15 protein-coding genes and 1 pseudogene are annotated in these 15,918 nt (G+C 65.3%); 13 read left to right on the top strand and 3 right to left on the bottom strand.

Annotated features, from left to right (window positions below; genetic code table 11):
• Nucleotides 1-33: 33 nt before the first annotated feature.
• Nucleotides 34-570 (top strand): Crp/Fnr family transcriptional regulator, encoded by a 537-nt coding sequence (locus ILP92_RS07280; RefSeq protein WP_198915721.1) that lies wholly within the window; start codon nt 34-36, stop codon nt 568-570.
• 285 nt (nt 571-855) lie between these two features.
• Here the strand turns inward: ILP92_RS07280 and ILP92_RS07275 are convergent, their stop codons facing one another.
• Entirely contained in the window at nt 856-1,899 is a 1,044-nt protein-coding gene (locus tag ILP92_RS07275; RefSeq protein ID WP_198915720.1) for a Hint domain-containing protein, read from the bottom strand.
• Between the two features lie 594 nt (nt 1,900-2,493).
• Here ILP92_RS07275 and ILP92_RS07270 point away from each other — a divergent pair.
• The 6 genes from ILP92_RS07270 to ILP92_RS07245 all read left to right on the top strand — a co-directional run bounded on the left by ILP92_RS07270 (nt 2,494) and on the right by ILP92_RS07245 (nt 8,668).
• On the top strand, nt 2,494-3,576 hold the full coding sequence (locus ILP92_RS07270; protein WP_235971217.1) for an Acg family FMN-binding oxidoreductase: 1,083 nt from the start codon (nt 2,494-2,496) through the stop codon (nt 3,574-3,576).
• A 123-nt stretch (nt 3,577-3,699) separates the two neighbouring features.
• Nucleotides 3,700-4,527 carry a DUF6544 family protein gene (locus tag ILP92_RS07265; protein ID WP_198915718.1) on the top strand — a complete coding sequence of 276 codons (828 nt, stop codon included), beginning with the start codon at nt 3,700-3,702 and terminating at the stop codon, nt 4,525-4,527.
• A gap of 15 nt (nt 4,528-4,542) precedes the next feature.
• A complete protein-coding gene (locus tag ILP92_RS07260; RefSeq protein ID WP_198915717.1) occupies nt 4,543-5,967 on the top strand; it encodes an amidohydrolase family protein in 1,425 nt (474 codons plus the stop codon).
• Between the two features lie 118 nt (nt 5,968-6,085).
• The gene (locus tag ILP92_RS07255; protein WP_198915716.1) at nt 6,086-7,300 is read left to right on the top strand and encodes a glutathionylspermidine synthase family protein; all 1,215 of its coding nucleotides are present in this window, start codon (nt 6,086-6,088) and stop codon (nt 7,298-7,300) included.
• A gap of 42 nt (nt 7,301-7,342) precedes the next feature.
• Entirely contained in the window at nt 7,343-7,921 is a 579-nt protein-coding gene (locus tag ILP92_RS07250) for a DUF1190 domain-containing protein (protein WP_198915715.1), read from the top strand.
• A 261-nt stretch (nt 7,922-8,182) separates the two neighbouring features.
• Nucleotides 8,183-8,668 (top strand): CBS domain-containing protein, encoded by a 486-nt coding sequence (locus ILP92_RS07245; RefSeq protein ID WP_198915714.1) that lies wholly within the window; start codon nt 8,183-8,185, stop codon nt 8,666-8,668.
• Here the strand turns inward: ILP92_RS07245 and ILP92_RS07240 are convergent.
• A complete protein-coding gene (locus ILP92_RS07240) occupies nt 8,652-9,521 on the bottom strand; it encodes a Crp/Fnr family transcriptional regulator (protein ID WP_198915713.1) in 870 nt (289 codons plus the stop codon). The genes ILP92_RS07245 and ILP92_RS07240 overlap by 17 nt on opposite strands.
• A 317-nt stretch (nt 9,522-9,838) precedes the next feature.
• On the opposite strand from ILP92_RS07240, the gene ILP92_RS07235 reads away from it, so the two are divergent.
• The 5 genes from ILP92_RS07235 (at nt 9,839) to ILP92_RS18455 (ending at nt 13,999) form a co-directional block, all read left to right on the top strand.
• On the top strand, nt 9,839-10,270 hold the full coding sequence (locus ILP92_RS07235) for a hypothetical protein (protein WP_198915712.1): 432 nt from the start codon (nt 9,839-9,841) through the stop codon (nt 10,268-10,270).
• Nucleotides 10,271-10,323: 53 nt separating this feature from the next.
• Nucleotides 10,324-10,611: a sll1863 family stress response protein gene (locus tag ILP92_RS07230; protein ID WP_198915711.1), complete on the top strand. Its 288-nt coding sequence runs from the start codon at nt 10,324-10,326 to the stop codon at nt 10,609-10,611.
• Nucleotides 10,612-10,719: 108 nt separating this feature from the next.
• Entirely contained in the window at nt 10,720-11,115 is a 396-nt protein-coding gene (locus ILP92_RS07225; RefSeq protein WP_198915710.1) for a SpoIIAA family protein, read from the top strand.
• 179 nt (nt 11,116-11,294) lie between these two features.
• Nucleotides 11,295-13,544 carry a cation-translocating P-type ATPase gene (locus tag ILP92_RS07215; RefSeq protein WP_368667853.1) on the top strand — a complete coding sequence of 750 codons (2,250 nt, stop codon included), beginning with the start codon at nt 11,295-11,297 and terminating at the stop codon, nt 13,542-13,544.
• The gene (locus ILP92_RS18455; protein WP_368667852.1) at nt 13,538-13,999 is read left to right on the top strand and encodes a cation transporting ATPase C-terminal domain-containing protein; all 462 of its coding nucleotides are present in this window, start codon (nt 13,538-13,540) and stop codon (nt 13,997-13,999) included. The genes ILP92_RS07215 and ILP92_RS18455 overlap by 7 nt, the downstream gene beginning before the upstream one ends.
• On the opposite strand, the pseudogene ILP92_RS18695 reads toward ILP92_RS18455, so the two are convergent.
• Nucleotides 13,983-14,525: pseudogene (locus ILP92_RS18695) on the bottom strand (Hsp20/alpha crystallin family protein). The gene ILP92_RS18455 and the pseudogene ILP92_RS18695 overlap by 17 nt on opposite strands.
• Before the next feature lie 147 nt (nt 14,526-14,672).
• Between ILP92_RS18695 and ILP92_RS07200 the strand changes: the two are divergent.
• Nucleotides 14,673-15,908: a glycosyltransferase family 4 protein gene (locus ILP92_RS07200; RefSeq protein ID WP_198915707.1), complete on the top strand. Its 1,236-nt coding sequence runs from the start codon at nt 14,673-14,675 to the stop codon at nt 15,906-15,908.
• Nucleotides 15,909-15,918 lie beyond the last annotated feature (10 nt).

The following is a 15,918-nucleotide window of genomic DNA, read 5'->3' as shown; positions in this document are numbered from 1 at the left end:
CCATGCTGGCAATCCCGGCATATGATCGCGATCATGTCCGATCTTGCCGCGCTCTTCGCCGCCGCGCCCGTCGCCCGTCTCGGCACGGGAAAGCCCGTCTTCCATTGCGGCGACCGGGTCCGCGACGTCATTTTCGTGCAGTCCGGTGCCGTCGCGCTCAGGCGCGTCCTGTCCGAAGGCGCAACGCTGACGCTGCAGATCGCCGAGGGCGGCGCGCTTCTTGCCGAGGCGTCGCTCTTCGCCGAGCGCTATCACTGCGATGCCGTCGTCCGTACGGATGCGGAGCTGCGCCGCATCCGGAAGGGCGCGTTTCTGGCGGCGCTTGCGGGCCACCCCGACACGCTTATGGCCTTGTTTGCGGCATCGGCGACGGAGGTGCGGGCGCAGCGCGCGCGTGTCGAGATCCTGCGCATGAAGCGCCTTTCCGACCGGCTCGACGCCTGGCTGGCGCTGCAGGGGCCACCCGGGCCCGGCGGCTGGGCCGAAGTCGCCGACGCGATCGGCGTCACGCCCGCTGCGCTTTACCGGGAAAGGGCCAAGAGACGCCGCATGGGTGGAACGCCGAAGTAGCGTGGACGCTCGAAACGGGGTTGCACGATCCGAGTTGGCTGCACCGGAGCACACCGCCGGGACGTCGCTGATCGCTACCTTGACCAAATCCTGGGGAGCGGGACGGATCGCGTAGCAGAAAAACCCCGCTACGGGCCGGTCAGGCTTAGACACCACTCGCTGCGTCACGGACCACCTCGCTGTCGTTCGCTACTGCAGCGTCATCCGAACCGAGGGACGGCCAGGCAACCGGGCTTTCGCTGCGATCCGACCGAAAGTCTGCTCCGAAGAACAGGCCCGACCTCTTCAGGCAAATATGGGTAGGTCGGGCTTGATCTCCGCGATCGCCCGGCGCGCATCGCCCACCGACAGGCACGGGCGCACCGATCTGCCATTCCAGGCGTGCCCCACGCCCGACTTCGGGAACAGGGCACGAAGGGCGCGGCGCTCGTGCGGGGTCAGGCAATCGACCACCATCCGCCCTAGCAGAAGCGTTTCGGCCCAGCACCCGTTGGCGCGCACGACTTCGTGTCGCGCGCAGGCGAAATGGATCCACCTGATCGACTTCTTCCCCATCATGTGCCGGATCCCCAGCAGGCCCACCAGCGCCTTGGCGGGGGCGAGCGCCTCTTCGTCGAAGATCGTTTCGAACTGGCCGCCACTGCCGACAAGCACCCGGTGCTGCGGCGAGACGACCATATCCCGCGCGGGCAGGTTCGGCCCCACGGCGCCCGCCTTGATCAGCACGGGCCGATCGTACCGTGCGGTGTTTTCCAACGGATAGTCTTCGCTGCGCGTCCACAGGATCGGTCGCGGGCCACGGTCGCGCGTCAAGACCAGATCGCCGGGCTTCAGTGTCTCGATCGGGACAGCGCCGCCCAGCGTGTCGATCAGCGTTCCGGCGGCATAGCAGGGCACGGTGCCCCTGTTGGGTGCATCCTGCGTGTAGTACGAATTGCCGCCGTCGTCCGATTGCAGGCTTCGACCGAGGGTCGCGGCCCCGATGTTGGTGCTGCTCTGCCCGTTTGCGGGGCCCTCGCTCGCCGTGATCGTGTTGCCATCGAACGAGATGAACTGGACGACATCGCCCGAACCGTCCACCAGGGCGACGCCATAGGACTTCGTGATGCCGCCAAAGTCGGGTGTTTCGTCGTCCAGCACGTAAACATCGGTGCCCGCGATCGTGGCTTGCACGTTGCCCAGGGAATAAGGGCCTTCCAGGACCAATCCGCCGTCCGTGTAGACGTAGATCGAATAGCCGGACAGGTCCGTACCGTTATCGGCCGCGATTTCCACGAAGTCCGTGGACACCCCGCTGGAGTAGCTTACCTCGGAAATATGGACTGACATCACACGCCTCTAAGCTATCGACCGGTGATAGGCCCTGCGGGTTAATTCAGCGTTGCGGCAAGTCGGCTGAACCGCGGACAGTATCGGAGACCTTGGGCGGCGAAATCTTCGAAAGGGCTTGGAATTGGGGCATTCCCGCCCCGATACTGCGGTGACCGGCGGTGCTTTTCCGTGGGTCGTGCCGACTTATTCGATGGCTTACGCGGAAGCCGGGATCGGTGCCGTGCGCAGCATCCGGCAGAATGGACAGGGATCTGCACCCGACTCCGGAAAAATCTTCGGAATGCGCCGCGGAGCATGGAAAGTGATCGCAGATGTCTGATTATTCTTTCCCTTCGGCCGCACCGGTCGCGACCGCCGCAGAATAATCGGAGCGTGTTGGCGAAAGCCCCGCTCCCCCGCGCCATTTGCATCTCTCCGAGGCTTTTCGAGCGGGACCGCGAATTGAATGCCCGGCGCAAGGACCGGGGTGCATCGTCAGTCAGGGCCAAATTTCGCCAATCCGGCTGCGCGATTGCTTTCGATCAATGCGGGTGTCGCTGATCGGCTCACCTTGGCCGCCGACCCTTTCGTCGGAAATGAAAAATGGTGCCCATGTCACGCAGAACACTCATCGGGGCTGGCCTGTCGCTCGCTGCAATCGGCGGGATCGGCTACGGGATCTGGCCACGCATGGACGCTTATCGCGACGAGGTCGAGCGCCAGCGGCGGCTTCTGTCGGCCGATCCCGAGCTTGGCGACCTGGTCCGCATGGCGACGCTTGCGGCCAACGGGCACAACACCCAGCCGTGGCGGTTTCGGCTGGAAGATCAGCGCATCGGCATCCTGCCCGACCTGGGCCGCCGGACCGCTGTCGTCGATCCGGACGACCACCACCTTTACGTGAGCCTTGGCTGCGCGGCCGAGAACCTGGTCATTGCCGCCGCCGCGGCCGGTCGCGGGGCCGATGTCGCGATTGCCGACGGTCCAGAGACACGGATCGACATCGCGCTGTCGGCCACGAAACCCGCGCCGGGGCCGCTTTACGGGGCGATTCCCCTGCGGCAGTCCACGCGCTGCGTCTATGACGGGCAGCCGATCCCGGCGGCGGAGATTCGGCTGCTCGAAGCCGCGGCCCGGCAGGACGGCGTGTCGGTCCTGTTCTTCACCGACGCGGCCCAGCGCGATGAAGTCCTGGATTTCGTCGTCGCGGGCAACAGCGCACAGATGGATGATCCCGCCTTCGTCCAGGAATTGCTCGACTGGATCCGCTTCAGTCCGCGGCAGGCGGTGGCGAAAGGCGACGGGCTCTTTTCGGCCTGTTCCGGCAATCCGGTCACGCCGGATTGGCTCGGCCCGCACCTGTTCCGCGCATTCTTCAGGAAGGACGCCGAGAACCGGAAATATGCCGACCAGATCCGCTCGTCCGCCGGGATTGCCGTGTTCGTGGGGGACCGCGACGACCCCGCCCATTGGATCAAGGTCGGTCGCAGCTTCGAGCGCTTCTCGTTGCAGGCGACCGCGCTGGGCATCCGCAACGCGCATGTCAACCAGCCGACAGAGCACCTGGCACTGCGCCCGGATTTCGCCGCGTGGATAGGGATGCCCGGCGCGCGGCCCGACCTGGTGATCCGCTTCGGACGCGCGAACGCCATGCCCATGTCGCTTCGGCGGCCCGTGGGCGAGGTGCTGGCGTGACGGTCCGCCCGGCCCGTTCCGGCAAGTTGCCCCGATGACGGACCGCCGCGCCTTTGCTTGCATTGCGCAGCGGTTTGCGCCGGTGTCGCGTGAACCGGACGTGCGGAAATCGGGTGACGACCGATGATCTGGGGCCTCGCGATCTTCGCCGTTCTCGCCGCTGGGGTCACGGCCCATATCCGGGCGACGGACCTGTCGCGCAGGTTCGAAGCGCTGCGGGCCGAGGCGTCGGCACAACCGCTTGCCAAGGAAGCCACGCTGACGGAAGACGCCATCGCGCATCTGCCACCGCCCGTCCGGCGGTACCTGGCGCTGACAGGCTCGGTCGGCCGACCCGTCGTCACGGAAATCGTCATGCGTTTCGACGGCACCATGTTCGCGGCGCCCGGTGCTGTCGGCATGACCGGGCCTGTGGTGCAATACGAGCGTTTCGACTGGCCCACGCGCCTGTTCCTGATGTCGACCCGCATGAAAGGTCTGCCAGTCAAGGTGCTTCACCATTTCGACCGGGGCGAAGCGACCATGCGGGTCCGCCTTGGCGGTTTGTTCGACGTCGTGGATCTTGGCGGACCGGATCTGACGCGCACCGAGACGGTCACGATCCTGAACGATCTTGCCTTTTTCGCCCCCTCGCGCCTGACCGATCCCCGCCTGACCTGGACCGAGATCGACGACCGTCGCGCCGCTGTCTACTTCACGCTTGGCCCCAATACCGTTTCGGCCGAGCTGATCTTCAACGACGCGGACGAATTGATCGACTTCGTGTCCGAGGACCGCGGCATGTTGGACAAGGACGGCAGCTTGCGCATCCTGCGCTGGACGACGCCCCTGGGCGATTACCGTGACTTCGGCGGCTGGCGGCTGGCCAGCGAAGGCGACGCGATATGGCACCTGCCCGAGGGCCCGTTCCGCTACGGCCACCTGCGCCTGACCCATTACGAAGCCCGCTGAACGATGGAGCATCCCATGCAACACATTCGAAGCCTGTGCGCCGCTGCGGTTTTCACAATCAGCTCTCCGGTCCCCGCGACAGCCGACGCCCTTCTGACCGACGTCACGCTGGTCGATGTGGCGACCGGCACGTTGACCGAGGGACAGGATGTCCTGATCGAGGGCGCGACCATCGCCGCCATCGGACCCGACGTGACGGCGCCGGACAGCGTCCCGCGGCTCGATGGCGGGGGGCGCTACCTGATCCCAGGTCTGTGGGACAGCCACGTGCATGTCTTCTCGACGCCGACCGAGCCCGACACGGCCCTTGCGCTTTACCTGCTCAACGGGGTGACGGGCATCCGGGACATGGGCGGCCTTTGGCCCTTTGCCGCGCAGAAGGCGCTGCAAGCGCGGATCGAAAGCGGCGACGTGCTCGGGCCGCGCCTGGTCCTGTCGGGCGCATGGGTCGACGCCGCGCCCGGGTCCTGGCCCGGCATGTTCCTTGCCGACACGCCGGACGAGGCACGCGCCGTCGTGGACCGGATCGCCCAGCAGGGCTGGGCCGCCGTCAAATCCTACTCGATGCTGGATCAGCGGACCTATCTCGCCCTTGCCGAAGCCGCGACCAAGGCAGGTCTTCCGCTGGTCGGGCACATCCCCGAGCGCGTGGCGCTGAAGACGGCCATTTCGGCGGGACAGGACGGGATGGAGCATTTCGGACGCGTCACCATGGCCTGCGCGACGGCCGAGGAGCGGATGCTGGACGACCTGCGCCGCGCGATGGACGCGGGTGCGGATCAACAGGCCATCCTTGCGGTCATGGCCAAACGCAACCGGATCATCCTCGAGACCTGGGACCAGCAGCTGTGCGACGAGACGCTTGCGCAGATGGCCGAGGCTGGACTGCACGTAAGCCCGACCCTGGTCGTCGCGGATTTCTACACCGGCACCCTGCCCGCCCCGGATGCCCCGCGGATGAAGATGATCCCGGCGGAGACACGCGACGCCTGGACGCAACCCGATTTCCGGCTCGACGCCATGACCGATGAGCTTCGATCGCTGGCGCAGGACAGCATCGCGCTCGACCGGCGGACCTTCGCGATGGCGCACGCGGCCGGTGTGCCGATCCTTGCGTCATCGGACGCCTCTTTCGCGAACCCCTACCTGTTCCACGGGTTTTCGCTGCTGGACGAGCTGGATCTCTACGTCGCGGCTGGCCTGTCCCCGCGCGAGGCGCTTTTCACCGCCACGGTCGCGCCGCCCCGCTTCTTCGGCATCGCCGACCAGGACGGCACGCTCGCGGCGGGACATCGCGCCGACCTGGCGCTGGTCGACGCCAACCCGCTGCAGGACCTTCGGACGTTGCGCAATCCATACGCCGTGGTGGCCGGTGGTCGCCTGTTGGACCGCGCCGCGCTCGATGGGTTGCGCGACGACCTGCTGGCCGCGGGCAGGTAGGGTCGGCCTGCGCCGCGCGACCGGCACTGACCCCACCTGCGGACACCCGCGACAAAGCGTGTCTGGCAGCGGAAATCAAAACCACCTAGATGCAATTGGCAGGATCGGGAGCCGCCACATGCAAAAGATCACTCTGCCCGAACGGCCCCATTGGCGCGACCATGCCCAAGAGGTCGGGTTCACCTTCGCCGACATGCATGGCGAGCCCTACTGGGACGAAACCTCGGCTTACGCATTTACGCTCGAGCAGATCGAAACCGGGTTGGAAGACCCCGCCACCGCGCTGCACGCCATGTGCCGCGAGGCCGTCGCGAATATCATCGGCGACGAAAGCCTGCTGGACCGGCTGGCGATCCCCGAAGCGCATCGCGACCTCATCGCCGACAGCTGGAAGTGCGCGGACCCGGAGATCTACGGGCGGTTTGACTTCGCCTTTGACGGCCAGGGTCCCGCCAAGCTTCTGGAATACAACGCCGACACGCCGACCTCGCTTTACGAAAGCGCGGCGTTCCAGTGGCAGTGGCTCGAGGACCAGTTGGCAGCGGGCGTGCTGGACGAGGGAAGCGACCAGTTTAACGGGATCCACGAAGCGCTGGTCGCGCGCTTCGGCGAGGTGTTCGAGACGGCGAGCGACCTGCACTTCACCGCCGTGGCGAACAACCCCGAAGATTACGGAACGGTCGAAGCCATGGGCTGGGCCGCGCGCGAAGCCGGGCTCGGGGCGCATTACTGCGACCTCGACAAGATCGCGCTCAGCGACGACGGCCAGTTCCTGGATGACGAAGATCGCCGCATCGCGGTGCTGTTCAAGCTCTATCCGTGGGAAGACCTGCTGCGGGACGACTATGCCGACCACATCGCCGGGTCGGGGTGTTTGTTCCTTGAGCCTGCGTGGAAGGCGCTCCTGTCCAACAAGGGCCTGTTGCCCGTGCTCTGGCAGATGTTCGAGGGCCACCCAAACCTGCTGCCCGCCTTCTTCGACGCGGACATCGCGGATGTCCGGACCGGTCGCAGCGCGCCGTCGGCGGCCTTGGCGCGCGCCGAGGCGCAGCTGGAAGCGGGCCACGTCCGCAAGCCGATTCTGTCGCGCGAAGGCGCGTCGGTCTCGATCCACAAGTCGGGCGAGGTGATCGAGCAGTCGACGAATACCGACTACGCCCACCACCCCCACATCATCCAGGCCTACGCGCCCCTGCCGGAATTCGACGGGTTCCGCCCGGTGGTCGGCGCGTGGATCATCGGGCAGGCTTGCGCGGGCATCGGCATCCGCGAGGACCGGTCCCGCATCACGCAGGATTTGTCCCGCTTCAAGCCTCACTATATCATCGCGTAAATCGAACGAACCACAGCCATCCGGGCAGAAAGCACCAGTGTCATGACCAAACGATCCAGACGAGTTGCCATCGCGATCGTCGGCGCCGCGGCCTTTTCCCTTGCGGGTTGCCGCCAAGAGCAGGTGGACGCGGCCGCGTTCCCCGATCTGCAAAGCTGCACGGACGAGGCGACGCAGGGCGGGCTCTTCACGGTCGAGGATTGCCAAACGGCGTTCGCGCAGGCCGAAACCCTGCACGTGGAAGCCGCCCCCCGCTACGACAGCCTGCAGGTCTGCGAAGACCAGCACGGCGAAGGCGCCTGCGGCAGCGAAGCCGCGGCGACGCAGGGCGGGTCCGGCAACATCTTCATGCCGCTTCTGGCGGGCTACCTGATCGGCAACATGATGAGCGGACGCGCGGGCTTGTCCGCGGCGCAACCGCTTTACAAGACGTCGGACGGGCGGTTCACCAACGCCGCGCGCACCAGCACGTTCTCGACCAACCGCGGAGCGGCGAAGCTGAGCACGGCCCAGTTCGCGCGCCCCACCTCGACGGTCGGCAAGACACCGATGACCCGCGCCACCGCCGCCTCGCGCGGCGGCTTCGGCGGGACCGGCGTCCGGACGGGGTTCGGCGGTTAGGGCACGTCTCGGACGCCGAACTGCTTTGCAAGCGCCTGACCGGGCCTATCGCGCTGAATGCCTGATCGTGCGCCCGCGCGCCGATCTGCGTCATGCCCGCGGACCGAATTTGCCGTGGCGCTATTGATCGGCAGCATCCTTTACCGAAGTTAAGGCATCTCGTCGGAAGGCGCGGATAATCCGCCGAAACCGGGTTTGTTGAACACGCATCGTCGCGTCGAAAAGAGCGTTTGGCCGTCAGAACCGGAGCCCGAGCAAGCGATGTTCCTGAACCAACCAGAATCCGCAGGGGTGCAGGTGCGCAAGGTCATGTCGTCGCCGATCATTTCCGCCGCGCCGGACACGACGGTGCGCAAGGCCTCGGCCCTGATGCAGGAATTTGCCGTCGGCGCGATCGTGGTCACCGAAAGGAATCGTCCCGTCGGCATCGCAACCGACCGCGATATCATCGTCCGGGTCATCGCGCGGGGCAAGGATGCTGGCCAGGCGCCGCTGCGCGACGCCATGTCGCCCAACCCGATCTCATGCTTCGCGGATCAGGATGTCAGCGACGCAGCGGCCATGATGGGCAACCGGCAGATCAAGCGCGTTCTGGTCGTGGACCGGTCCGACAGGCTTGTGGGCCTGTTGTCGCTCGGCGACATCGCCGAGAACGTGTCGGAAGTGCTGGCCGGACAGGCGCTTGGGGAAATCAGCGAAGCGCGCGCGCCATGTCGGCGAAGCTTCCCGGTCAGGCCGCCGGAATGATCTCCTGCTGCAGCGTATCGGGGTCGATCCCGGCGATTTCGGCCAGCGCATCGACGTCCCTCAGCGTGATGTCCATGTGATTGGCCACGGCGAGAAAGCCGTTGCGCTCGAACCGGCGCAGGGTGCGACAGACATGGACAGCCGAGAGGCCGCAGAAATCCCCCAATTGCTGCTGGGTCATCGGGATATGGAACGCCTCGCCACCTGCGACGCCGCCCCGCGTCGACCTGAGACACAACTCGAACAGTGCGAACGCGATGATGCTTTCCGCGCTGCCCTTACCCAACCGCAACATGCGCTCGGACAGACGTGACAGCGCGGCCGCGATCATGCGGTCGACCGCCGCTCTGATTTTGATGTGAGTCTGGCGCAACTTCAGCCACTTCTCGCGGGGGATCGCCGCGTATTTCACAGGGCAAAGCGCTTCGATCTGGACGGCGCGCGCCTTGGCGTCGGCGGCCCAGGGGCCGAGGATTTCGCCGGGCAGCACGATGTCGATGATCTGGCGGCTGCCGTCTTCCGTTGTCTTCGACAGGGCCATCCATCCCGAGATCAGGAAATAGGAGGAGGTGCTGATCTCACCTTCGAGTTTCAGGATTGCGGCGGCGGGACGACTGAACCGGTGCGCGGCGATCAGGGCGCTCAATTCCCTGTGGGCGACCGTTCCCTTCTGCACCATCCCAGAAAGCGGCAGCTCCGGCACGGTATCGCTAATACTGTCCAACGCTTCATCCTTGTTCTGCCGGTATGATCTGCCTTCCGGCACTCCGCCCCGTGGCAGCGCGCGGTTGCGGACTTTCCCGTGATGGTTACATCTAAACGCACCATCTTTCTTCGCAGCGATGCGGACCATCGGCCTGCCCATCGCGGTGAAATCGAAGGCGACGCCTCCGCTCTGACGGGCTCAGGGTATGAACGCCGTGGGGCTTGACCGATTGATCGGCATCAATCCCGGATCGCATGGCTGCGCGGGTGAAGGACGTCCCAGACCTCTTTGACACGCCGTTGCAGCGCGGCGCGGGACCCGTTTCCAAAATCATTACAATGATTTGCGCGCAGGCAGATTGTTTCGGGCGCCCAAATGCCTTGCCCGGTTGACCGAAGTCAATGCGGCGGGCGATTTCGCCGTCGATCATGCCGCCTGACGACACCAACCCTGGGGGCAAGTCGATGGCAGCAGAATCATCGAAGAAGGCCAGCGATCCGATGAAGCGCGCGCGCGGAATGCTCGGCGTCAATCCGATGATCGGCCCGCTGATGGATCATATTCGCGAAGCACAGGACGACGTCCTGAACGAGATCGAGGCCTTCGCGCAGGACTGGTTCGAACGGCGCCACGAAGCCACGAGGACAGCCTTCGATACCGTCCGCGAGATGCACAGCGACGGTGTCGATCCCGGCGCCGTCACGCAGGCCATCGTGGCGTGGCAACAAGGCTCGGTCCAGCGCCTTGCCGAGGACGTGCAGCTCTGGGTCGATCTGTGCGCGCGCTGCGCGGGCAAGGTCACGAAAGCCGAGTTGGAAGCCGGCAAGGAAGGCGTCGAAAAAGCCGCCCGGCAGGCGAAATCCGCCGCCAAGACAGGGCACGCCACGCCGGTGTGATCTACGCCACTCGAACGGGAAAACCCCCTTCGGTATCAGAAGGAAACAACGCCATGGACGAAAAGAACGCATACCGCCGGAAGCTCGAGGCCCGCCTGGATCAATGGCGCGCCGAGATCGACAAGCTGCAGAACAAGGCGGCCGAAGCCAGCGCCGATGCCCGCCAGGAATACGACGAGCAGGTGCGAAACCTGCGCGAACAGCAGCAAGACGCGCGCGCGAAGCTGATGGAGCTGGACGACGCCAGCGGCGAGGCCTGGAAAGACCTCAAGAAGGGCGTCGAAAGGGCCTGGGACGACCTGGGAGCCGCGGTGAAGAAGGCCAGGAAGCGTTTTGGCTGAGAGAGGGGGGCACCACCATAAGGGACGCGTATCGCCCGCACCAGCGGTCGGACCGATGATCCCAACAGCATGTCCAAGACGCGGGAGTGAATATGTCGGAGGCGAGCCATGATCAGCGTCGAGCACGACAGGGATCGGAACTTCACGATCATCGGGGCGTCGGGGGTTCTGTGCGAACGGGACTACGCGCACGCAATTCCCGAGCTGGAACATGCCATGGAGCTGTCTTCCGGACCGTTTCGAATGATGGTGCGCCTTGAGGATTTCCGGGGATGGGAGATCGACGCGCTGTGGCGCGAGCTGAAGTTCGACGTCAAGCACCGGCGCAATTTGGGCCGGATTGCCGTTGTCGGCGAAAGCGGCCTTGAAGAGTGGGGCACCAAGCTGTCGGCGCCATTCGCCCGTGCCGACATGCGGTTCTTCTACACCGGCCAAGAAGCCATGGCAGAAGCCTGTCTGTGCGAAGACATCGAAGCCAAGGATCCGCCAAATGGCGCTGCATGACCGCGAAGGCGCCACGTCCAACTGCGAGAAAGCGTCGCCACAGACGGGCGCAGGACGACGCATCCGGCCGCACATGGCGATCCCGCTCCGTGGGAAAGCGGGGCAAGGGGTGGTGCAATCGGTTCCGTTCCCCTGGCGGCTGAGAGGCCGATGGGCATCCGCCGCCGAGGATGGCCGTCGTGCCGGACCATAGTCTCGAACACCCCTTTTCCCTTTCCGTCGAGGACGTGATCCGGAAGCTCAAGACGGACGCGGACAACGGCCTTGATCCCGGCGAAGCCGAAGCGCGGCTCGGATCTTATTGCGCCAACAGGCTGCGACGGCAGAAACGCAAGAGCCTTCTGGCCATCCTGGGCAACCTGTTCCAGAGCGCCATCGTCTGGCTTCTGACATTCGCCGCCGGTCTTTCCTTTGTCTTCGGAGAATTCGCCGAGGGCGTCGCGATCGTCGCGCTGCTGCTCGTCAACGCCGGGATCGGCTTTTTCACCGAGCTTCGCGCCGCCCGGTCGATGGAAGCGTTGATGCAGATCGCCGACGTGCGCACCCGTGTGCGCCGCGGCGGCGAAAGCAGGATGATCGACGCGCGCGATATCGTCCCCGGCGACATCGTGGTGCTCGAGGTCGGCGACATGGTGACAGCGGATCTCCGGCTGATCGAAGCGGCCAAATTGCAGATGGACGAAGCGGTCCTGACGGGTGAATCCACACCGGTCGAAAAGGCGACCGAGCCCGTCGCAAAGGACACCGCGGTCGGCGACCGGGCCGACATGGCCTTCAAGGGCACCGCGGTCACCCAGGGGTCCGGCGAAGGCCTGGTCGTCGCCACCGGAATGGACACCGAGATCGGGCGCATCAGCTATCTGGCGCAAAGCGCCGAAGCCGATGTCACGCCGCTCGAACAGCGCCTTGACCGTCTTGGTCACCGCCTTGTCTGGCTGTCGCTGGGCCTGGCCGCCCTTGCGATCGGCGCCGGGATCCTGCGCGGATCGGACATCATGGCAATGATCCAGACCGGCGTCGCGCTGGCCGTGGCATCGGTGCCCGAAGGGCTGCCCATCGTTGCGACGCTCAGCCTGGCCCGCGGCATGTGGCGCATGAGCGCCCGCAACGCGCTGATCACGCAATTGTCTTCCGTCGAGACCCTGGGCGCCACGACCGTGATCCTGACCGACAAGACCGGAACGCTGACCGAAAACCGGATGACGGTCGCCAAGTACATCTTCGAAGACGCAGAGGTCGAGGTCGATGCCGACGGCGATCATGGATTTCGCAACACGGCTGGCGACCCGGTCTCGCCGGATGAAGACACGCGTCTCGCCGCGGCGCTGCGGATCGGGGCGCTGTGTTCCGCCGCCGAGACCGGTGACGAAACCGACCGGGACCATGCAGGCGATCCCATGGAGATCGCCCTGCTCGCCGTGGCGAAGACGGCGTCGTTGGCGCAGGAAGACCTCGTGTCCGACCTTCCCGAGATACGCGAGCACGCGTTCGACCCCGACGTGAAGATGATGGCAACCGTGCACGAGGACGATGGCGCCTACCTCGTCGCCGTCAAAGGCGCGCCCGAAGAGGATTTGCAGGCGTGTTCGCGCGTTCTGAAGAGTTGTGGAGAGACCGGTCAGCTCGATGACGACACCCGGTCAAGTTGGTTGGACCGAAATGCAAATGCGGCGCAGGACGGCCTGCGGGTCTTGGCGCTTGCCCAGAAGCGCGTGTCCGATGGCGAAACGGACCCTTACGATGATCTGGATCTCATCGGTCTGGTCTGCCTTATCGACCCGATCCGCGACGACGTGCCCGAAGCGATCGCCGCCCGTCAGAACGCCTGGGTGCGAGTCGTCATGCTGACGGGCGACCACGCCGATACCGCCAGAACGATCGCGAAGAAGGCGGGCCTTGGTGACGGCGAATTGAAGGTGCTGGAAGGCCCCGACCTGGGCAAGCTGGATGTCGAGACGATGTCAGAGGACGATCTTGCCCAGGTAATGCAGACCGATGTCTTCGCTCGCGTGGCGCCCGAAACCAAGCTGACGCTCGTTTCGCTCTTTCAGAAGGCCGGTCAAGTGGTGGCGATGACGGGGGACGGCGTGAACGATGCACCGGCGCTCAAAAAGGCGGATATCGGGATCGCCATGGGTCAGCGCGGAACCGAGGTGGCCAAGGAAGCCGCACGGATGGTCCTACAGGATGACCGGTTTCCCACGATCGTCGCGGCCATGCGCGAAGGCCGGGTGATCTTCGGCAATATCCGCAACTTCGCCATCTACATGATGTCGTGCAATGTCAGTCAGATCCTGGTCGTGGGCCTGGCCGTCGGCGCGGGTCTCCCGACGCCACTTTTGCCTTTGCAAATCCTGTATCTCAACGTCGTGACGGGGTCTTTCCTGCCCTGGCCCTTGGCCTCGGGCCCGGAAGCGAAACAGTGCTGAACGACGCCCCCCGCGACCCGGACGAGGCGATCGTCAGTCGCGACGGCTGGATCCAGACGGCCGTGCTCGGGGCGATCCTGACCATCGCGATTTTCGGGGCCTTTGCCCTCGCGCTCCACTGGCTGGATCTGGACAACGGCGCAGCCCTTACCGTGGCCTTCCTGACCCTGTCGCTGGGCCATCTCTGGAACGTGTTCAACCTGCGCGACCCGGGGCTGGGGCCGATCCTGAACGACGTGTCGCGCAACAAGCATGTCTGGGGCGCAATCGTGGTGTGCCTGGCGCTTATCGCGCTGGCTCTCTGGCTGCCGGGACTCTCCGGGCTGCTGAAGCTCGCGCCCCCCGGGCAAGCCGGTCTCACGCTGGCGGCGATCGCAAGCGTGAGACCGCTTGTTCTGGGACAGATCTGGATCACCGTGGCACGTCGCGCCAACTTGCCTATGCGGCGGACTTGACCTCGATCTTTCGAGCGGGATGCTGCGCTTCGGGCTTTTTCGGCAGGTGCACCGTCAGCACCCCGTTCTTGAACGAAACGTCGATCTTGTCCTGGTCGATGCCGTCGGGCAGGGAAACCTGGCGCATGATGCTGCCGAATCGACGTTCCGAGACTTAGCGTTGGCCCTCTTCGTCGCCTTCCTCGATCTCCTCATGCTTCTCTCCGCTGATGGTCAGCAGGCTGTCCGTGACTTCCACGTTGATGTCCTTTTCGGTCATGCCCGGCAGATCGGCGATCAGCTTGACCTCGTTTTCCTTGTCGATCACGTCGAGCGTCGGAACGGTCGCCAGGGGACGCGACGCGGCGACACCGGAGCGGGGTCGCCGGGGTGCGGAGACGCCGCATCCATCGCCGAAGAAGTTATCGAACAAGCCGTCGTTTTCATTACGCAAAGACCAGAACGGTGCCCAGGCGCGTTCATGGACGGGGACTGAGGGCGTCTTGCCAGTGGGTGCGGGGGTCCGCGTTTCGGTATCGGTTATCATTTCCTCCTATGATGCCGTTCAAGACCTTCGGCGCGCGGGAACACCTGCGCGCCGAAGCCGCCTGGCTCGCGACGGCTGAAACGGGACTTCATGGCGGTGGCTGCACCCCTATCCCCATAGCGCAGGGCGTCGCATTATCCCCGGTTAATGCGCCTCGCGCCGATCTTCGGGAGACTCTGTCAGTGCTGGTATTTGCACCGGGAGACTGATATGCGCATCGCTCTGGTTTCGCCGTTGATGGAAGCCGTGCCCCCCAAGGCTTACGGCGGGACCGAGCGGGTCGTTGCAAGCCTGTGCGAAAGGCTCAGCGCCTTGGGCCACCGGGTGACTGTCTTCGCCAACGCCGAAAGCCGGGTGACGGGCGAGCTGATCGTGTGCCGCGACCGGTCGCTGCTCACGGACGAGCGGCTCACCCAAGGTGTCGCCGATCACATCCTGATGCTGGACCGCGTGCTCAAGATGGCCGCCCGTTTCGACGTCCTGCATTTCCACACCGAATTTCTGCACTTCCCGATGTTCGAGGATATTGCCGCCAAGACCGTGACCACCTGCCATTCGCGGCTGGACCATGTCGGGTTGTCCCGGTTCTTCCGACGATACCGGAAATTCCCGCTGGTCTCGATTTCGGACGCGCAGCGGCGCCCCCTGCCCCACGCCAACTGGATCGCAACGATTCCGCACGGGTATCCGCGTGACCTGTTCAGGCGCGTCCCGAACGGTGCGGACACGGGCGACGGATACCTTGCCTTTCTGGGTCGCATCTCGGCGGAAAAGGGTGTCGACACGGCGATCAAGATCGCTCGGCGCTCAAAATCGAGGCTCAAGATCGCCGCGCGCATCAACTCCTTCGATCGGCCCTACTGGGAGCAGGTGATCAAACCCCAGGTGGACGGCAAGCAGATCGAGTATGTCGGAGAGATCGGGGATGCCGAAAAGACAGCGTTCCTGAACGGGGCGCGCGCCCTGCTGTTCCCGATCCGCTGGCCTGAGCCGTTTGGCCTGGTGATGATCGAGGCGATGGCCTGCGGAACCCCGGTGATCGCCTGTCCTTGCGGCGCGGTCCCCGAGGTGATCGAAGATGGAGTGACCGGGCGCATCGTCGAGACCGTGGACGACGCTGTGGCGGCCGTCGCAGACATCGCCCACCTGGATCGGGCGCAAATCCGTCGGCGCTTCGAGGATCGCTTTTCCAGCGACACGATGGCCGAGGCCTATCTGGACGTCTATCGGCACCTGCTCGAGACCAGACCGGGCGTTGCTCCCGGCGAAGCGGTCCGGCGTCGACTGGCCGAGGGCGACGCAACGGGCCGAAGGCCGACACGCCTGCCCCCGGCTTTCCCGAGCGCAAGTCCGGGCCGATCATTCCCCAAGGAAAGGACGTAGCGGCCCGATC

The organism is Palleronia pontilimi (genome assembly GCF_016412875.1).
GTDB classification, from domain to species: domain Bacteria; phylum Pseudomonadota; class Alphaproteobacteria; order Rhodobacterales; family Rhodobacteraceae; genus Palleronia; species Palleronia pontilimi.
This window is presented reverse-complemented; position numbering and strand designations above follow the sequence as displayed.

Coding starts and splice junctions, on each gene's coding strand:
- ILP92_RS07280 (WP_198915721.1), top strand. CDS start 34: ATGTCCGATCTTGCCGCGCTCTTCGCCGCCGCGCCCGTCGCCCGTCTC.
- ILP92_RS07275 (WP_198915720.1), bottom strand. CDS start 1,899: ATGTCAGTCCATATTTCCGAGGTAAGCTACTCCAGCGGGGTGTCCACG.
- ILP92_RS07270 (WP_235971217.1), top strand. CDS start 2,494: ATGTCACGCAGAACACTCATCGGGGCTGGCCTGTCGCTCGCTGCAATC.
- ILP92_RS07265 (WP_198915718.1), top strand. CDS start 3,700: ATGATCTGGGGCCTCGCGATCTTCGCCGTTCTCGCCGCTGGGGTCACG.
- ILP92_RS07260 (WP_198915717.1), top strand. CDS start 4,543: ATGCAACACATTCGAAGCCTGTGCGCCGCTGCGGTTTTCACAATCAGC.
- ILP92_RS07255 (WP_198915716.1), top strand. CDS start 6,086: ATGCAAAAGATCACTCTGCCCGAACGGCCCCATTGGCGCGACCATGCC.
- ILP92_RS07250 (WP_198915715.1), top strand. CDS start 7,343: ATGACCAAACGATCCAGACGAGTTGCCATCGCGATCGTCGGCGCCGCG.
- ILP92_RS07245 (WP_198915714.1), top strand. CDS start 8,183: ATGTTCCTGAACCAACCAGAATCCGCAGGGGTGCAGGTGCGCAAGGTC.
- ILP92_RS07240 (WP_198915713.1), bottom strand. CDS start 9,521: ATGGTCCGCATCGCTGCGAAGAAAGATGGTGCGTTTAGATGTAACCAT.
- ILP92_RS07235 (WP_198915712.1), top strand. CDS start 9,839: ATGGCAGCAGAATCATCGAAGAAGGCCAGCGATCCGATGAAGCGCGCG.
- ILP92_RS07230 (WP_198915711.1), top strand. CDS start 10,324: ATGGACGAAAAGAACGCATACCGCCGGAAGCTCGAGGCCCGCCTGGAT.
- ILP92_RS07225 (WP_198915710.1), top strand. CDS start 10,720: ATGATCAGCGTCGAGCACGACAGGGATCGGAACTTCACGATCATCGGG.
- ILP92_RS07200 (WP_198915707.1), top strand. CDS start 14,673: ATGCGCCTCGCGCCGATCTTCGGGAGACTCTGTCAGTGCTGGTATTTG.